Genomic DNA, 16621 nt, shown 5'->3' with positions numbered 1-16621 from the left:
TCCCCCTTGACATCATTGTGGACAAGGTGTTGATAGTTTATTCACGAATCTCACAAAAAATCATTCTTTCTTTTCCGTTTATATCTTTTACTATATCAACTTGAGCAGTTGGAAACGATTTTTGGAAGAAAGATTGGACAGCGGGACCTTGCGCATAGCCGATTTCCAGGCCAATCAGTGCAGGTCGATTAATGATAGCAGGGAGTTCTTCAGCTAATCTTTTATATAACTGTAGACCTTCCTCATCAGCAAAAAGAGCACTATGAGGTTCATAGTTTAATACAGTATCTGATAGAGTCGTAGCTTCTTCGTGTGCAATATAGGGAGGGTTCGATAATACGATATCCCACATTTCATTCGCAATAGGAGCGGTTAAATCACCAAGCTTGAATGTGATGTCTGCATCAAGTTCAGCTGCGTTTGCTTGTGCCACTTTCAGTGCCTGTGGGGATAAATCGGTTGCTGTGACTTGTAAAGCAGGAACTTCAGCCTTCATTGTAATGGCGATTGCCCCACTGCCTGTCCCAATATCCGCAAGATTTAACTCCGTTTTATTGTTGAACAAACGCTTTATACGGGCAGTCGTTTCCACAATAAGTTCTTCCGTCTCAGGGCGTGGAATAAGAACATGTTCATTGACAGAGAACGTTCGACCATAAAATTCTTCCGACCCGATAATGTATTGAACAGGCTTTCCGTCTTTATGCTGTTCAATGAGTGACCAATACTGATTGAATTGGATGTCTGAAATTTCTTCACGCATATCCATGAGTAACTGGACGTGTGTTTTATTTAAAACATGTTGTAGCAACATACGCGCGACTGGTTCTTCTCGACCGTTTTCTATTAAAAAAGACGAGGCTCGCGCGAGAGCCTCGTATACATATTTACACATTGGTTTCATTCATGCGCTCAAGTCTCTCGGATTGGTCCGTCATTATGAGAACATTCACGATTTCATCGAGTTTACCTTCCATGATTTGATCCAATTTTTGAATGGTCAATCCAACTCGGTGGTCGGTCACGCGATTTTGTGGATAGTTGTATGTGCGAATGCGTTCTGAGCGGTCTCCTGAACCAACTGCAGATTTACGGACAGCGTCATACTCAGCCTGTGCCTCTTGACGGAATTTATCTGCAACACGTGCGCGAAGAACCGTCATGGCTTTAGCTTTGTTTTTAATTTGTGATTTTTCATCTTGGCAAGTTACTACTGTGCCAGTCGGAATATGTGTTAGACGAACAGCTGACATTGTTGTATTAACGGACTGACCGCCGGCACCTGAAGATGCATACGTATCTGTACGAATATCATTTTCATGAATTTCTACATCTACTTCTTCAACTTCTGGAAGACATGCAACGGTTGCTGTCGAGGTATGAATGCGTCCACCAGACTCCGTTTCAGGAACACGTTGAACACGGTGAGCACCGTTTTCATATTTCATTTTCGAGTACGCTCCGTTACCGTTAATCATGAAGATCACTTCTTTATAGCCACCAATTCCAGTAGGAGAAGCATCCATAATTTCAATTTTCCAGCCTTGCGTGTCTGCGTAGCGGCTGTACATGCGGAATAAGTTCCCTGCAAATAGAGCAGCTTCGTCTCCACCGGCAGCTCCACGAATTTCCATGATTACGTTCTTTTCATCATTCGGGTCTTTCGGAATCAATAACAGTTTCAAACGTTCTTCCAGCTCTTCAATTTGAGCCGCCAATTCGTTCATTTCTTCTTTCACCATTTCACGCATATCTGCATCGAGCTTATCGTCAAGCATGGCTCTCGCATCAGCATGCTGCTCTTTTACTTGTTTGTATTCACGGTATGCATTGACCGTATCTTGTAAGTCCGACTGTTCTTTCGAAAGCGTACGTAGTTTATTCATATCATTAACAATCTCAGGGTCACTGAGCAATTCATTTAAGCGGTCATATCGGTCTTCTACCGATTGTAAGCGATCAAACATACTTTCACCTCATCCGTTCATGTGATTAACAGTATAATTATATAGAAAAAGAGGCGAAATTGCCACTACAGCTTAGCTGGATATAACGTAAAGGAATCTGCTCCCTTTCCACGGACGAACCGGCGAGCCTCCTCGCGGGGTCTCTCCAACCCGTTTTTCCGCAGGAAAGAATTGGGACAACGCTGATTTGTCCCTATTCTTTGCGACGAAGCTAGCGTAGCGATGCAGGAGCAGATGTTTTTCGCAGATTCCTTTACTATCCAAACTCAAAATAATTAAGTATAAGCTACGTAAAAGAATTCTGTTGATATTGAAAAACAAACGAAAGAGTATTTTCGTCTAGTCTGCCGCAAGAAAGAATATGGTCAAAGGTAGTTTGACCATATTCTTTGAGACGAGTAACCGCAGGAGCAATCTTCTTTGCGACGAGTAACCGCAGGAGCACCACTTCGAAGAGTGAGATTCACAATTTAGTTTTCATACTTGTGGGCTCATGCGAACATGCGGCCAGCACAAAAGAACAGTATTGTTTTACAAAGCCAAAAAGAAAAAGAGCAGCAATCGCTACTCTTTCTCGTACACTAATGAAGTTTGATGAGTAACGCCTGCTGGTACTTCGTGGTGGTGACGGCAACGGGGTTCGTAAGCTTCTGTTGCTCCAATCAAAATAATTGGATCCTCATAGCCAGCTGGCTCTCCGTTAATAAGGCGTTGCGTTCGACTTGCAGGTGAACCGCACACTTGGCAAACAGCCTGCAATTTCGTTACTTGTTCAGCACCTGCCATTAGTTTTGGCATTGGTCCAAATGGTTCCCCTCGGAAATCTTGATCCAGACCGGCAACAATAACGCGGAATCCATGATTCGCTAGACGTTCCACGACATCTACAATTCCTTCGTCAAAGAATTGGGCTTCATCGATTCCAATGACATCATATTCATCTGAAATATTCGCCCATATATCTTTTGATCGCTCAACTGGCATTGCAATCACTTTCGTGCCATTGTGGCTTACGACTTCTTCTTCACTGTAACGATTATCTATACGTGGTTTGAACACGGCAATTTTTTGTTTCGCAAATTGCACGCGTCGTACACGACGAATTAATTCTTCTGATTTCCCAGAAAACATACTTCCGCAAATGACTTCTACCCAGCCAGTTTGTGACATCACGTACATGGAAGTCACTCCTTTCAAAAACTCTCTATTCCCTATCATACAGAAAATCATGTTGCATTTCCCGTCTTTTTTTTCGTAAAGTTATGTGATAAAGAGGAAAATATTTATTCTAAAATATCAGTCATCATTCTATCAATTGTCTTCTCAAATAGAAACACCCACTAAGCATCAGCGTGTGGCGCAATTCAAAGGTTTTAAAAACGGGGCTATCCACGCCTTTTGCTTAACTTTTAATACATACAGTAAGAATATCACTACACTTATATAAAAAAAGTATCAGTCACCTCAAATTTGCTAATAATAACAAAATAGGAGGTGTGATACTATGGCTCAAGGTGTTCTGTGTGAAGTAAATAACTGTAAACATTGGGATTCTGGAAACAAATGTAAAGCGGATTCTATTTATGTAGTCAGTCATAAGGGCAAAAAGGCATCCAATAGTGAAGAAACGGATTGCAAAACATTTGTAACAAAAGCTTAAACTTTTGAGGGTAACCATCATTTTGGTTGCCCTTTAATATTTATAGTAATGATGATGATAATTATCTTTTTCATTCAAGTTTATGAAATTTTTTTCTATCTGCTTTGAAAAAGAATGGAGTGAAAATATTTTATTTCAGCTGTGTTATGCTGAGGTACCCCAAGAGGAACTCAAAAACGGCACATCCTTGAATTTGCTGGGCATGGCCGTTTTTTTATGTAAGCTTACAATAAAATAAAAATCAATAATAGAGCAAATACAATCTGGAATAGACCGATTCCCCCGGCATAAGCTGATAACTTCCAGCCGTGAAGTGTAAGGTCTTTTATTTTCACACTCATTCCAATCCCCGCCAAAGCGATGATTTCCAAATAGTTTCCGAACCCCTTAATTGAATGTGTAACTGTTGCAGGGAAATATAAAATACTATTCAAACAACATAATATGAAAAAGCCCCCGACATACCATGGAACGATTGTACGCCATTGAAATGACTCCTGCGTTTTTGGATGTTCTCCATTATTAAGTTTGATCTGTTTCAAAACAAAAACAACAGCTACCAGAAAGATAATTCGACTGATTTTAAAGACGGCTGCTTGATCCTTTACCGCTTCACCAACAATGCTCCCACTAGCTACTACTTGTCCAACAGATTGTAATGTTCCACCTATTAATGCAGACGACTGCAATACATCGTTATGAAAAATCGCACTTGTTATCACTGGTAACAAGATCATCAAAACCGTACCCAGCAGATTGACAATCGTAATAGAAACAGCCACATCAGATTCTTTAGCCTGGATAGCTGGTGCAGTCGACGCAATCGCAGATGAACCACAGACCGCATTTCCACTTGCCATCAGCAAACCAAAATCTTCACCGAATCGCAGTTTCTTTCCTAACCAAATAACAAACATAATCGTTCCTGCCATTTGAATGAGAATATAAGCAAGACCTAACATTCCAATTTCAAATAATGAATTGAATGTTAAGGTTGCTCCTAATAAAACAATGGAAAAGTACAGTAAAGTACTTCCCGAAAACTTTTCCCCCGGCTTTAATATGGAATAAGAACCTATTTTTAAATTACCAATTAATATGCCAATTAGTATTGCAAATAAACCACTCCCTAAATTAGGGAAAAATCTTCCGAGTGCTATACCTATCATTGCAATTGCAATACAAACCAGTAGTCCAGGTAAAATGTAAACAATTTTTCTCGTCATTTCTCTACCTCACCAAATAGTTTTCTTCCGTTCACGCCCAAAGATTATTTTAACATAGATTTCCACTTGATCTATTTTGGGAACAGTCTAGAATAATACAAACAACAGTAAGATTGTATTCCTTTATCAACTAAGGAGTACTTAGTTGAAGAACCGACTGCCTCTATAGGGTAGCTTTTCTCACCTTAAATAAAATAAAAAATACCCGCATAGAGTCGAAGCTCTAAGCGGGTATTTTGTGATTATTCGTTGATTTCTTCTTTAAGACCGTATTTTTTGTTGAAACGATCAACACGGCCATCCGCTGCTGCGAATTTCTGACGGCCAGTATAGAATGGATGACATTCTGAGCAAAACTCAACTTTGATGTCTTCTTTTACTGATCCTGTTTCGAACGAGTTACCACATGAACATGTAACTGTAGCTGTTTTGTAATCGGGATGAATTCCTGGTTTCATCTTAAATCTCCTCTCGCCCTGAACCATCTGGAACAGAGTGGGTTATTTAACTGTCACCTTACACGACCCGTTCAGTTCAGCCGTATATGTCACAGAGTATGGTAAATCTACCGAACTAAATTATAGCAAAAAGGACTTACGAAATCAACCCTTTTGTTTAAATAAGGAACTACACTTTATCTTATAGCAGTCCCTTGCCACCACGATGAGCTTTCATATCGTCATTGAGCTGGTTGAAGAAATCTTCGTTTGATTTCGATTGACGCAATTTTTTTAGGAAGCGTTCGCCGAAATCGTGCGAATCCGAAAATGTTTTGCGAATTGCCCATAGTTTTTCGAGTTGATTTGAAGGAATAAGTAGTTCTTCTTTTCGTGTTCCCGAGCGACGGATGTCGAGTGCCGGGAAAATACGACGCTCTGCCAAATTGCGGTCTAGGTGAAGCTCCAAGTTTCCTGTTCCTTTAAATTCTTCGTAAATCACTTCATCCATACGTGATCCTGTATCAACTAGAGCTGTTGCAAGAATTGTTAAGCTTCCGCCTTCTTCAATGTTACGTGCTGCACCGAAGAAACGTTTTGGACGATGGAATGCAGCAGGGTCAATACCACCAGATAATGTACGACCACTTGGTGGAATCACTAAGTTGTATGCACGAGCCAGTCGTGTAATAGAGTCCATCAGGATGATGACGTCACGTTTGTGTTCAACTAAACGCATCGCACGATCAAGAACCAATTCCGCAACTTTTACGTGATTTTCTGGTACTTCGTCAAACGTTGAGCTTACAACATCGGCATTCACAGAACGCTCGATATCCGTAACTTCCTCTGGACGTTCGTCAATTAGCAAGACAATCAGTTCTGCATCCGGATAGTTTGTCGTAATCGAGTTTGCCACTTCTTTTAGTAACATCGTTTTACCCGCTTTTGGCGGTGCCACGATTAAGCCACGTTGACCGAATCCGACAGGTGCTACTAAATCCATGATGCGGGTTGATAGTTTGTTTGACTCTGTTTCAAGCTTGATGTGACGATCTGGATATAACGGTGTGAGTGCCGGGAAATGCACACGTTCTTTTGCAGAATCCGGGTCTTCACCATTTACTAATTCTACGTGCAATAGGCCATAGTATCGTTCATTTTCTTTTGGTGGGCGTACTTTTCCTGTTACTTTATCTCCGTTACGTAAGTCGAAACGGCGAATTTGAGATGCGGAAATATAGATATCTTCTGAACTTGGAGAATAGTTGATGGGGCGCAAGAAACCGAACCCTTCAGATTGAATAATTTCCAGGACACCTTCCATGAAGAAGTAGCCTTCTTGTTCTGCGCGTGTTTTTAATATCGCAAAAATAAGTTCTTTTTTCGTTAGTTTGCTGTAGTACGAGATTTTGAACTGGCGTGCAAGTGCATACAGTTCTTTTAACGTCATACTTTCTAGTTCAGCAATCTTTAAGGTTGTCATAAAATGGCACCACTCTTTTACATATTTTGTTGTGTCGATTCAAGTTGAAGGTAGGATTGGTTCTGCAATGAATTGATTTTAGTAGAAGATGCCCGGCCAAGTTATGGCCAGGCACATATTTTTGAAGTTAGTCTTCCATCATAAGATGAGGTTTTTTCTTCAAGCTGTGACGCCCTTCTACGAAACGGACTGTGCCTGATTTCGCACGCATAACTAATGAATGAGACTCTGCATATGATCCCTTGAATTGTACACCACGCAGAAGTTCTCCATCCGTTACCCCCGTTGCCGCAAAGATTGCGTCGTCACCTTTTACAAGGTCTTCCATACGGAATACACGGTTTACATCAAGTCCCATACGGATACAACGTTGTAATTCTTGTTCGTTGGTAGGAACTAATTTACCTTGTATTTCGCCACCTAGACATTTCAAGCCAACTGCAGCAATAACGCCCTCTGGCGCTCCGCCCAGTCCAAATAAAATATCTACGCCTGTTTCATCGAATGCTGTGTTGATTGCACCTGCAACGTCGCCATCATTGATCAATTTAATTCGAGCACCTGATGCACGAATCTCATCAATGATTTTTTGGTGACGTGGGCGGTTTAAAATCGTTGCCACAACGTCTTCGATGTCTTTGTTTTTAGCACGGGCAACCGCACGTAAGTTATCTGTTACAGAAGCGTTGATGTCCACTTGACCTCTTGCTTCAGGTCCTACTGCCAATTTGTCCATATACATATCCGGTGCATTCAGCAGGTTGCCTCTGTCTGCGATTGCAAGAACTGCAAGCGCATTCCATCCGCCTGAAGCCACGATATTCGTTCCCTCGAGAGGGTCAACTGCGATATCCACTTCCGGACCGCCAATGCCAAGACCTAGTTCTTCACCGATATATAGCATCGGTGCTTCATCCATTTCACCTTCGCCTATTACGACGACCCCTTGCATCGGGATAGAGTTAAAAACGTTTCGCATAGCTGTAGTCGCTGCGTCATCCGCTTCATTTTTCAAACCTCGGCCCATCCAACGTGCCGAAGCGATTGCTGCTGCTTCTGTTACACGCACTAACTCCATTGATAAACTGCGTTCCATTTTGTGTGTTCCTCCCGTTATCCGGTCATTTATTTGCGTCATTCTTCCACTTGTCATTGTACCATACGTGACAAGTGGTCAGATTTCTATTTTTCGTTGTCTTCTGTGTTGGAATGTTCGTGTTCATCTTCGATAGTTTCGCGGCGAATATCCGCACCGAGCCCATGCAATTTATCAATTAAAGAGCTGTATCCTCTTTCGATATGATAAATATCGCGAATTTCAGTTTCTCCTTCGGCAATCAATCCAGCCAATACCAAGGCTGCTCCTGCACGCAAATCTGATGCGCGAACTGAAGCGGATTCCAATTTCGTCGGACCTGAAATAATCGCTGTACGCCCTTCTACACGTGCACTGGCATTCATGCGTTTCAACTCATCGATATGTTTGAAACGGGCTGAATAAATGGTGTCTGTAATGACCGATGAACCTTTGGCCTGAGTCATTAAAAGAGAGAACGGTTGCTGTAAATCCGTTGGGAAACCAGGATACACCAGTGTTTTCACATCCACTGCCTGTAAGTTCTCTGATTTCGGAATGAAGATACTTTCTTCGCCTTCTTCGATCTTAACGCCCATTTCCCGCAGTTTTGCAGTCAGCGCTTCAACATGGAATGGGATGACATTGTCAATTGTAACACCATCACCAGCCACTGCAGCCATAATCATGAATGTTCCTGCTTCAATTCGATCGGGGATAATCGTGTGGTTCGTCCCATGAAGTTCATCAACACCATCGATTCGAATGACGTTCGTTCCTGCACCCTTGATTTTCGCTCCCATGTTTGTTAACAAAGTCGCTACATCAATGATTTCAGGTTCTTTCGCAGCATTTTCAATGGTCGTTTGCCCTTTAGCCATTACGGCAGCCAGCATGATGTTGATGGTGGCACCAACACTGACAACGTCTAAATAAATTTTAGCTCCACGTAATTCATCCGCACGCAAATAAATGGCACCATGTTCGTTCGTCACTTTGGCACCAAGCGCCTCAAAGCCTTTGATGTGTTGATCGATCGGACGAGGTCCTAAGAAACAGCCTCCTGGCAAGCCAATGACCGCTTTTTTAAAGCGACCTAGCATGGCACCCATCAAGTAATAGGATGCTCGAAGTTTTTTAACGTTGCCGTTTGGCAAAGGCATGCCTTGCATTTTAGTAGGATCAATGTTCATTGTGCCGTCGTCGAAAGATACATCCCCACCGATTTCCTCTAGCAACTCTTTCAGTGTCCAAGCATCCGAGATTTCCGGTAATCCTTCAATCGTGACAGGAGAATTGGCTAAAATGGATGCCGGTATTAAAGCAACTGCGCTGTTTTTGGCACCGCTCACTTTAATTGTTCCTTGTAAACGTTTTTGCCCATTAATTTTATACACTTCCATGTAATTCACCTACAATCAATTCAAGAGTTAACTTATTCTGCACTTAAACGGTTATTCCAATCCGCTAAAAATGCATCAATTCCTTTATCCGTTAATGGATGTTTGAACATTTGTTTCATTACGTTTATCGGCATTGTTCCAATGTGTGCTCCGTGAAGCGCAGCGTCTGTCACGTGTTGTGGATGACGAATTGATGCAGCAATGATTTCTGTATCAATATTGTGCAATTCAAAAATTTGTGCGATCGTACCGACTAAATCCATGCCGTTATGACCGATATCGTCCAAACGCCCAAGGAATGGTGATACATAAGTTGCTCCAGCACGTGCTGCAAGCAAAGCTTGGTTTGCGCTGAAAATCAACGTGATATTTGTTTTAATGCCTTCTTTTGAAAATACTGAACATGCTGCCAGACCGTCTGGTGTCATTGGTAATTTCACTGTGATATTTGGTGCAATTGCCGCTAGTTCACGACCTTCTTTAATCATTCCTTCAGCATCCAAAGCAATTACTTCTGCACTGACTGAACCATCTACTAGTGAAGTGATTTCACGTAAACGATCGTGGAAAGAAATATTTTCTTTTGCCACAAGTGATGGATTTGTAGTTACGCCTGACAAAATACCCCAAGCGTGTGCTTCTTTAATTTCTTCAAAGTTTGCTGTATCGATAAAAAATTTCATTTTTAGTTGCCTCCATATGATGGAAAAAGAGGAGAAGGCCGTTTTCGACACTTCTCCTTACATTCTCTGATTGTTTTATTTATGCTATTTTATTTATGCTTTTCCAGAACTTCCGAAATCGCGCATTTTTCCTTGTACAGTGTTTTTGATTGCGTCACGAGCAGGAATTAAGTATTTACGTGGATCGTAAACATCCGCATCGCTATTCAAGAAATCACGAATTGCTTTTGTAGCTGCAATTTGATTTTCAGTATTAACATTGATTTTCGCTGTTCCCAGTGAAATCGAACGTTGAATATCTTTTACAGGAATTCCGGTTCCACCGTGCAATACAAGTGGAAGATCTGATAATTTCGAGATTTCTTCCATTTCAGCAAAACCTAAATTCGGTTCTCCTTTGTAAGGACCATGAACAGAACCCAGCGCAGGTGCCAAGCAATCGATATCAGTGCGTGAAACCAGTTCAGCACATTCTTTTGGATCTGCATAAATGACGCCTTCTGCGATAATATCATCTTCTTGTCCACCCACAGTTCCAAGCTCAGCTTCAACAGACACACCATGAGCGTGTGCATATTCCACTACTTGAGACGTGGTTGAAATGTTTTCTTCTAATGGATGATGTGATGCATCAATCATGACTGATGTGAATCCAGCATCAATTGCTTCTTTACATTTTTCAAAACTTGAACCATGGTCTAAATGAATCGCTACAGGAACCGTAATCTTATAGTCGTGCATCAATCCTTTAACCATGTGAACAACGGTTGTGAAACCGCCCATATATTTAGCTGCCCCTTCAGAAACGCCTAAGATTACTGGGGATTTTTCTGCTTCTGCTGCTTGTAAAATGGCTTGCGTGAACTCCAAGTTGTTGATATTGAATTGTCCGATTGCATAGCCTTCTTTTTTCCCTTTGATCATCATGTCTTTCATCGATACTAAAGCCATTGAGGAATCCTCCGTTTCATGAATAGGAAATATTGCTTTTAACCATCTTTTATAATAACAAAAACAGGCAGTGTTTGCCACTGCCTGCTTATGTCAGTCTTTTAACATTCCGTTTACAGCATCGCGCACTTCATAAATATCAAAGGGCTTTGTAAAATAATGTGAAGCACCCAAATCCATTGCTTCTTTGATTAAATCAAGTTCCCCATATGCCGTCATCATGACGACCGGCAAGTCAGGAGTGCGCGCTTTGATACGTTTCAAAATTTCTATTCCATCCATCCCCGGTATCTTCATATCTAGGAGCACACCGTCTGGCTTAACTCTCTCAGCTAGTTCTAATGCTTCAATTCCATTCGCAGCCAAAAATGTCGTGTAACCTTCACGTTTAAACACTTCATTTAATAACAAACGAATCCCCTGTTGATCATCCACAATCAGTAACTGTTTCATAAAAACGTTCCCCTTTGCTTGCACTGGTACTATTTCTAATAATTCTACAATCTTTTCCATAATCCTGCATAAAAAAGATATTTTTCAATAATAATTTGCTTTTATGAAGGAGAAAATGTAATCCCTTTATTATAATACAGGATATTCCATAACTGTAGTGCCCTTTTTAAAAAAATATCTAATTTTATCCATCAATAGCAAAAGCCCGTTCCTTCATTTTCAAAGGAACGGACTTTCGGTTAAATTATTCCCCTACTGCCGCTTTGATGAACTCGCGGAATAGTGGTTGTGGACGTTGTGGACGCGAGATAAATTCTGGGTGGAACTGAGATGCGACGAAGAATGGGTGATTTGGAATTTCAATCACTTCAATTAATCGACCATCTGGGCTCGTACCAGAGAAAATGAAGCCAGCTGCTTCAAATTGCTCGCGGTATTCGTTGTTGAACTCGTAACGGTGACGGTGACGTTCGTACACTAACTCTTGTCCGTAAGCTTCATATGCTTTTGAACCAGGAATTAGTTTACATGGTTGAAGTCCTAAACGCAGTGTACCACCTAAATCTTCAATATCTTTTTGTTCTGGTAACAAATCGATAATCGGGTATGGTGTAGCAGGATTTAATTCAGCAGAATGAGCGTCTTTTAAATCAAGAATGTTACGTGCAAATTCAACTGTTGCCAATTGCATTCCTAAACAAATACCAAGGAACGGTACGTTGTTTTCACGTGCATAAGCAGTTGCAGCAATTTTCCCTTCAACTCCTCGGTCACCGAAGCCACCTGGAACCAATACGCCGTCTACATCGCTTAACCATTCTGCAACGTTTTCTTCGTTTACGTGCTCAGCGTTAATCCATTTCACTTCAATGTCCGCATCGAATGCAAAACCTGCATGTTTCATAGCTTCTACAACTGAGATGTACGCATCTTGTAATTCTACATATTTACCAACTAAGCCAATACGAACTTTTTTCGACAAATTTTTCACACGGTCAACTAAAGCTGTCCAATCCGTCATATCCGCTTCAGGCGCATTAATGCCGAAGTGATCTAGGACGATTTGGTCCATATGCTGTTCTTGAAGAGCTAACGGTACTTCATATAAAGACTCAGCATCACGCGCTTCAATTACTTCGCTCGCTTTAATGTCACAGAATAACGCAATTTTATCTTTCATATCTTGTGGTACTTCATGTTCGGTACGCACCACGATGATGTTTGGCTGAATCCCTAAACTGCGCAATTCTTTTACGCTATGTTGCGTTGGTTTTGTTTTCATCTCACCTGCAGCACGGATGTAAGGAATTAACGTACAGTGAATGTACATAACATTTTCTGCACCGAAGTCGCCTTTCATTTGGCGGATTGCTTCTAGGAATGGCAGTGACTCGATGTCCCCTACTGTTCCACCGATTTCAGTGATGACCACGTCTGCATGTGTTTCTTTTGCAGAACGAACTAAACGTTCTTTAATTTCATTCGTGATATGTGGAATAACTTGTACAGTTCCGCCCAAGTAGTCGCCACGACGTTCTTTTTTCAAGACCGCAGAATATACTTTCCCTGTTGTTACGTTTGAGAATTTGCTGACGTTAATGTCAATGAAACGCTCGTAGTGACCAAGATCCAAGTCTGCTTCGGCACCGTCGTCCGTCACGTAAACTTCCCCATGTTGGTACGGGCTCATTGTACCTGGGTCTACGTTAATGTATGGATCGAATTTTTGAATCGCTACGTTAAGTCCACGATTCTTCAGTAAACGGCCGAGTGAAGCCGCGGTAATTCCCTTACCAAGTGAAGAAACTACGCCACCTGTTACGAAAATATATTTAGTCAAAGATAACTCCTCCTATTATGGTGTATTTGAAATGAAGTTGGGTGAGGCGTGCTGTTAAAAAGTTCAAGATCGTTTCAAGCTTCGGCTCGATTGTAAGTTTTGAAACTTAGTAAAAACGAGTTTTCATGCTATTTTCGACAACTCTGAACTAATGTTGCGCTTTACACTTGTAAAAACAAAAAAAGCGCCCTCCCTGCAGTGTTTGCAGGGGGAGCGCATTATATAAGCGTTCAATCTCCCTTTTAGGGAGCCCAAGTAAAAGAGTAATCTGAATGACCAAAGAAGTCAAGGGTTATTATACTTCTTCTTCTTCTTCTTCCTCATCATCTTCGTCCACGATTTCAAATTCATCGTCTGTATCAAGAAGTTCTTCAGCAGCCACTTCTTCGATTTCTTCTTCATCGTCGTCCTCGTCCAAGTCGAAGTCTTCTTCTTCGCCATCTACGTCTTCAACAAATTCATCGAAGTCCTCTTCGAATGCGATTTCATCATCATCTGAATCATCTTCAAGATCATCTTCATCCACATCAGCTTTTGCTTTTTTCTTGCGAACTTTTACAGTAGGTGCTGTTTCTTCTTCAATTTGTTCAACAGGGTACCACTCGCGTAGACCCCAACGGTTTTCAGAAATCGCCAGGAAGCGACCATCGATGTTCATATCTGTATAGTACTGAAGCATACGTTCTTTCATTTGAGCTTCAGTAAATTTATTTAATTTTTTGATTTCATCTAGTAATTCTTGTAAAGTCAGAGATTCGTGTTTTTCTTCCAATATTGCATATCCCAAATCGATAAACGATTCTTCACTTAGTTGTTCTGTTGTCATTTCACGAAATTTCAAATCGTGCACGTCCTTTCTACATACGTTGGCATAATAACCATTATATACAAACCTCATTGAAATATGCTACCGTGATTTGTTGTTTTTTGTTTCCCTTATCTTATTCCACCCGTAATAAAACAAGTAAATCGATAATATCAGTAAGGGAATCGACCCCATTTGCTTGTTATACAAGAAAAATGTCCCGATAAGGCATGCCAAAATCACGACAATATGTATGCTTTTTTTCATTGTGACATCCTCCCTATTCCTCTTGTTCTATTATACCCAATTAAGTTAATAAGTTTATCTTTTTAAAATGGGATTTATGAATATTTTTAATTTTGGAATTGTAAACTTTTATTTGTACTTTTTTAATAAGAGTGGAAAACGGCTCTCATATAACATTACCTTTAAAAAAGAGTTTATGTTCATGAGACTCACAATTATGCATTTTCTTACTAGTTGGCTCATACGTAACCTGCGGCTCTAGCGCAAATGTATGATAAATAGTTATATTTTTCGAATAAGCCCAATTGTTAATATTTATCCGATTGGAAAACTATGCCATACTAGTAGGAAATACATCTTTGATGCAAAGGACCCTATGATGACCAGAAAACTCAAATTATACACCTTAGGACTCCTACTCCTATTGATAGGTTCCCAATACTGGGTTAACTTGAATGAGCAAAAAGCGCCACCTTCTCCTGAATGGAGCCGATCATTTCCTACTGATGAACAGGCAAGTGATTATATAAAGCTTCAAAGTGTACCGACTGAAAATGGCTATGCAGTCAGCTTGCTTAATTTTAGACAACTGGATTTATATGAATGTTCATTGACTATGGATTGTGAGAAGGCATGGTCGAATTCAGATTTAAATGCCAAGAAAAATACATGGAGCGATGGTAAAACTTCTTATACTATCGTTGAAGATTCGCTAATCTACTCTACTGAATACGGTAATAATGAAATGATTGCTGACCAGATTGAGGATTTCACAAAGTCCGACGATACGCTTGTTTATTGGACAACTGATCAAAAAGTGTTCGTTCAGCAAGGTGATGGTGCGGTGATGCCTTTCACCACTGAGAAGCCAGTTTTCACAGTCAAAGTTTTGGATGATCATATTTTCATCGTGACTCGTGACGTTCTCACTAACCGGTTCACGCTTTACGAAGCTGGCAGTGAATTGGAAGAATTGTTCCAGTTCACCACGAATTCAAGTGAAATCATACAATCGATGACGCTTTTCTCGAAGCCAAACAATCTTTTCGGTATGCTGTTGGATATAGAAATCAATTCCGGTGGTTCTCGACAAAAGTCTATAAGAACGGCCACGTTTGAGTTAACGGAGCAAGAGACGCCTTCTTTCTCACAACTTGCTTTTTTCGATAAGAATACCGGAATCAAACTAACAGATGTCCGTTTTCCAAGTATTTTTCTGACCGAAGCCGATACATATATTTCTTTCACCGCTTCGCATTATGATTCAACTGGCAAAAAAGTGAATCAGGCTTATGTTGGACTTGCTGACAATGAACGCATTGAAGCGGCAGCTGCAACGAAAATTGGAGATCTTTATACCAATCCAATCTTACTTAATGTAGATACCCTTGCTTATTTCCAGTCAAACGGAACCGTCCAAAAACTCATGTATTCTTCAACTACGGAAGAAAAACGTGCACAGAGTTTAGACGGTCTGGAAGGCGACAATAAAGAAGCACTTTATGCCATGTTAACGATCTTGTTTAACGGCTTCGTGATGATGTTGCTGTCTTTCGCCTGGCTTGTTCCGGCACTAAGTATTGGCTATGGCGCACTTGCTTTACTTCATAAATTGCGTAGATCCAATGCCTACTTCATAGCCTTATTAGTGAATACAGTCGCTTTGGTTGTCAGCCAACTTGTCTTGTTCGCAACCGTCTTCAATCCGGAAAAAATCGTTCAGAAAGCTCCTTATTTAACGGAGCTCTGGCAAGTATCGGCAGTAATTATTGTGGCAGGAATAGTATGTTTATTGCCAGTTTTCCTTTCGCGTACAAAAGTATCGGAAGACAATGGTAATACGCTGATATTGTATACGACAGCAGTTAATTTCATGATTTTATTCTTCCTGATCGGCCCGTATTTTTTATAGGTTATAGGCGATGGTTATAGGTATGATTTATACGAGTTAAATGAAAATCCCGCTTCCCTGGCGTTGTGCCACGGCGGGATTTCATATATAGCAAGCTTCTGTCACAGAAAAGAGCCAATGCAGCGATTTAGCGAAATGGCTCCCATTCAGGTCTAAAAGATTAATGGTTTTGTTTTCGCTGCGCTCCTGTTTGAAAGAAGTGATTTCTTACAGCTAGTATACTTGGGAGTGAAACGGTTTTGTGCGGTCTTTTTAGTTTGTGAAAAATTTATCGCTCAAACTGTGTTGTTTATGGCTCAAATTAGCGATTTATCGCCCAGACTAGAAATTTATCAATCAAACTGAAGAGTTTATCGCTCAAACACGTCTCACTTCCTAGTAAACTTGGAGAAACGTATAGGACCCTTCTCTCACAGAAAAGAGCCAATGCAGCGATTTAGCGAAATGGCTCCCATTCAGGTTTAAGAATTTATGGTT

16 protein-coding genes are annotated in these 16621 nt (G+C 40.8%); 2 read left to right on the top strand and 14 right to left on the bottom strand.

Features of this window, described 5'->3' with window-relative positions:
• Positions 1-37: 37 nt before the first annotated feature.
• The 3 genes from prmC to AC1DSK_RS01480 all read right to left on the bottom strand — a co-directional run bounded on the left by prmC (position 38) and on the right by AC1DSK_RS01480 (position 3146).
• A complete protein-coding gene (gene prmC, locus AC1DSK_RS01490; protein ID WP_477546291.1) occupies positions 38-904 on the bottom strand; it encodes a peptide chain release factor N(5)-glutamine methyltransferase in 867 nt (288 codons plus the stop codon).
• Entirely contained in the window at positions 888-1967 is a 1080-nt protein-coding gene (gene prfA, locus AC1DSK_RS01485; protein ID WP_477546290.1) for a peptide chain release factor 1, read from the bottom strand. The genes prmC and prfA overlap by 17 nt, the downstream gene beginning before the upstream one ends.
• A 564-nt stretch (positions 1968-2531) precedes the next feature.
• Positions 2532-3146, bottom strand: coding sequence for a thymidine kinase (locus AC1DSK_RS01480; protein ID WP_477546289.1), 615 nt, complete (start codon positions 3144-3146; stop codon positions 2532-2534).
• 325 nt (positions 3147-3471) lie between these two features.
• On the opposite strand from AC1DSK_RS01480, the gene AC1DSK_RS01475 reads away from it, so the two are divergent.
• Positions 3472-3627, top strand: coding sequence for a DUF1540 domain-containing protein (locus AC1DSK_RS01475; RefSeq protein WP_477546288.1), 156 nt, complete (start codon positions 3472-3474; stop codon positions 3625-3627).
• A gap of 224 nt (positions 3628-3851) precedes the next feature.
• Here AC1DSK_RS01475 and AC1DSK_RS01470 read toward each other — a convergent pair whose 3' ends face one another.
• The 11 genes from AC1DSK_RS01470 to AC1DSK_RS01420 form a co-directional block, all read right to left on the bottom strand.
• A complete protein-coding gene (locus AC1DSK_RS01470; protein WP_477546287.1) occupies positions 3852-4853 on the bottom strand; it encodes a YeiH family protein in 1002 nt (333 codons plus the stop codon).
• A 242-nt stretch (positions 4854-5095) separates the two neighbouring features.
• On the bottom strand, positions 5096-5311 hold the full coding sequence (rpmE, locus tag AC1DSK_RS01465) for a 50S ribosomal protein L31 (RefSeq protein ID WP_016428276.1): 216 nt from the start codon (positions 5309-5311) through the stop codon (positions 5096-5098).
• Positions 5312-5492: 181 nt separating this feature from the next.
• Positions 5493-6776, bottom strand: coding sequence for a transcription termination factor Rho (gene rho / locus AC1DSK_RS01460; protein WP_016428277.1), 1284 nt, complete (start codon positions 6774-6776; stop codon positions 5493-5495).
• A gap of 127 nt (positions 6777-6903) precedes the next feature.
• Entirely contained in the window at positions 6904-7872 is a 969-nt protein-coding gene (gene glpX / locus AC1DSK_RS01455) for a class II fructose-bisphosphatase (RefSeq protein ID WP_016428278.1), read from the bottom strand.
• Between the two features lie 86 nt (positions 7873-7958).
• Positions 7959-9254 carry a UDP-N-acetylglucosamine 1-carboxyvinyltransferase gene (locus tag AC1DSK_RS01450; protein ID WP_477546286.1) on the bottom strand — a complete coding sequence of 432 codons (1296 nt, stop codon included), beginning with the start codon at positions 9252-9254 and terminating at the stop codon, positions 7959-7961.
• 32 nt (positions 9255-9286) lie between these two features.
• Complete coding sequence (gene fsa / locus AC1DSK_RS01445) at positions 9287-9937, bottom strand: fructose-6-phosphate aldolase (protein WP_269927676.1); 651 nt, start codon at positions 9935-9937, stop codon at positions 9287-9289.
• A 93-nt stretch (positions 9938-10030) separates the two neighbouring features.
• Positions 10031-10888 carry a class II fructose-bisphosphate aldolase gene (locus tag AC1DSK_RS01440; protein ID WP_016428281.1) on the bottom strand — a complete coding sequence of 286 codons (858 nt, stop codon included), beginning with the start codon at positions 10886-10888 and terminating at the stop codon, positions 10031-10033.
• 93 nt (positions 10889-10981) lie between these two features.
• Positions 10982-11341 carry a response regulator gene (locus tag AC1DSK_RS01435; protein ID WP_036659477.1) on the bottom strand — a complete coding sequence of 120 codons (360 nt, stop codon included), beginning with the start codon at positions 11339-11341 and terminating at the stop codon, positions 10982-10984.
• Between the two features lie 244 nt (positions 11342-11585).
• A complete protein-coding gene (locus AC1DSK_RS01430; protein WP_016428283.1) occupies positions 11586-13181 on the bottom strand; it encodes a CTP synthase in 1596 nt (531 codons plus the stop codon).
• 295 nt (positions 13182-13476) lie between these two features.
• Positions 13477-14022: a DNA-directed RNA polymerase subunit delta gene (gene rpoE / locus AC1DSK_RS01425; RefSeq protein WP_477546285.1), complete on the bottom strand. Its 546-nt coding sequence runs from the start codon at positions 14020-14022 to the stop codon at positions 13477-13479.
• Between the two features lie 66 nt (positions 14023-14088).
• Positions 14089-14253: a hypothetical protein gene (locus AC1DSK_RS01420; RefSeq protein ID WP_477546284.1), complete on the bottom strand. Its 165-nt coding sequence runs from the start codon at positions 14251-14253 to the stop codon at positions 14089-14091.
• A 403-nt stretch (positions 14254-14656) separates the two neighbouring features.
• On the opposite strand from AC1DSK_RS01420, the gene AC1DSK_RS01415 reads away from it, so the two are divergent.
• Complete coding sequence (locus AC1DSK_RS01415; protein WP_477546283.1) at positions 14657-16144, top strand: hypothetical protein; 1488 nt, start codon at positions 14657-14659, stop codon at positions 16142-16144.
• Positions 16145-16621: the final 477 nt, after the last annotated feature.

It is taken from the genome of Paenisporosarcina sp. P4_B8 (assembly GCF_056402175.1).
Note: the sequence above shows the minus strand (reverse complement) of the source record. Positions and strands in the feature narration are given on the sequence as shown.

Excerpts from the sequence above, each read along its gene's own strand:
- rpmE (WP_016428276.1), bottom strand. The coding sequence starts at position 5,311 with ATGAAACCAGGAATTCATCCCGATTACAAAACAGCTACAGTTACATGT.
- AC1DSK_RS01470 (WP_477546287.1), bottom strand. The coding sequence starts at position 4,853 with ATGACGAGAAAAATTGTTTACATTTTACCTGGACTACTGGTTTGTATT.
- prfA (WP_477546290.1), bottom strand. The coding sequence starts at position 1,967 with ATGTTTGATCGCTTACAATCGGTAGAAGACCGATATGACCGCTTAAAT.
- AC1DSK_RS01475 (WP_477546288.1), top strand. The coding sequence starts at position 3,472 with ATGGCTCAAGGTGTTCTGTGTGAAGTAAATAACTGTAAACATTGGGAT.
- rho (WP_016428277.1), bottom strand. The coding sequence starts at position 6,776 with ATGACAACCTTAAAGATTGCTGAACTAGAAAGTATGACGTTAAAAGAA.
- AC1DSK_RS01420 (WP_477546284.1), bottom strand. The coding sequence starts at position 14,253 with ATGAAAAAAAGCATACATATTGTCGTGATTTTGGCATGCCTTATCGGG.
- AC1DSK_RS01480 (WP_477546289.1), bottom strand. The coding sequence starts at position 3,146 with ATGTACGTGATGTCACAAACTGGCTGGGTAGAAGTCATTTGCGGAAGT.
- prmC (WP_477546291.1), bottom strand. The coding sequence starts at position 904 with ATGAAACCAATGTGTAAATATGTATACGAGGCTCTCGCGCGAGCCTCG.
- AC1DSK_RS01435 (WP_036659477.1), bottom strand. The coding sequence starts at position 11,341 with ATGAAACAGTTACTGATTGTGGATGATCAACAGGGGATTCGTTTGTTA.
- AC1DSK_RS01450 (WP_477546286.1), bottom strand. The coding sequence starts at position 9,254 with ATGGAAGTGTATAAAATTAATGGGCAAAAACGTTTACAAGGAACAATT.
- glpX (WP_016428278.1), bottom strand. The coding sequence starts at position 7,872 with ATGGAACGCAGTTTATCAATGGAGTTAGTGCGTGTAACAGAAGCAGCA.
- fsa (WP_269927676.1), bottom strand. The coding sequence starts at position 9,937 with ATGAAATTTTTTATCGATACAGCAAACTTTGAAGAAATTAAAGAAGCA.
- AC1DSK_RS01440 (WP_016428281.1), bottom strand. The coding sequence starts at position 10,888 with ATGGCTTTAGTATCGATGAAAGACATGATGATCAAAGGGAAAAAAGAA.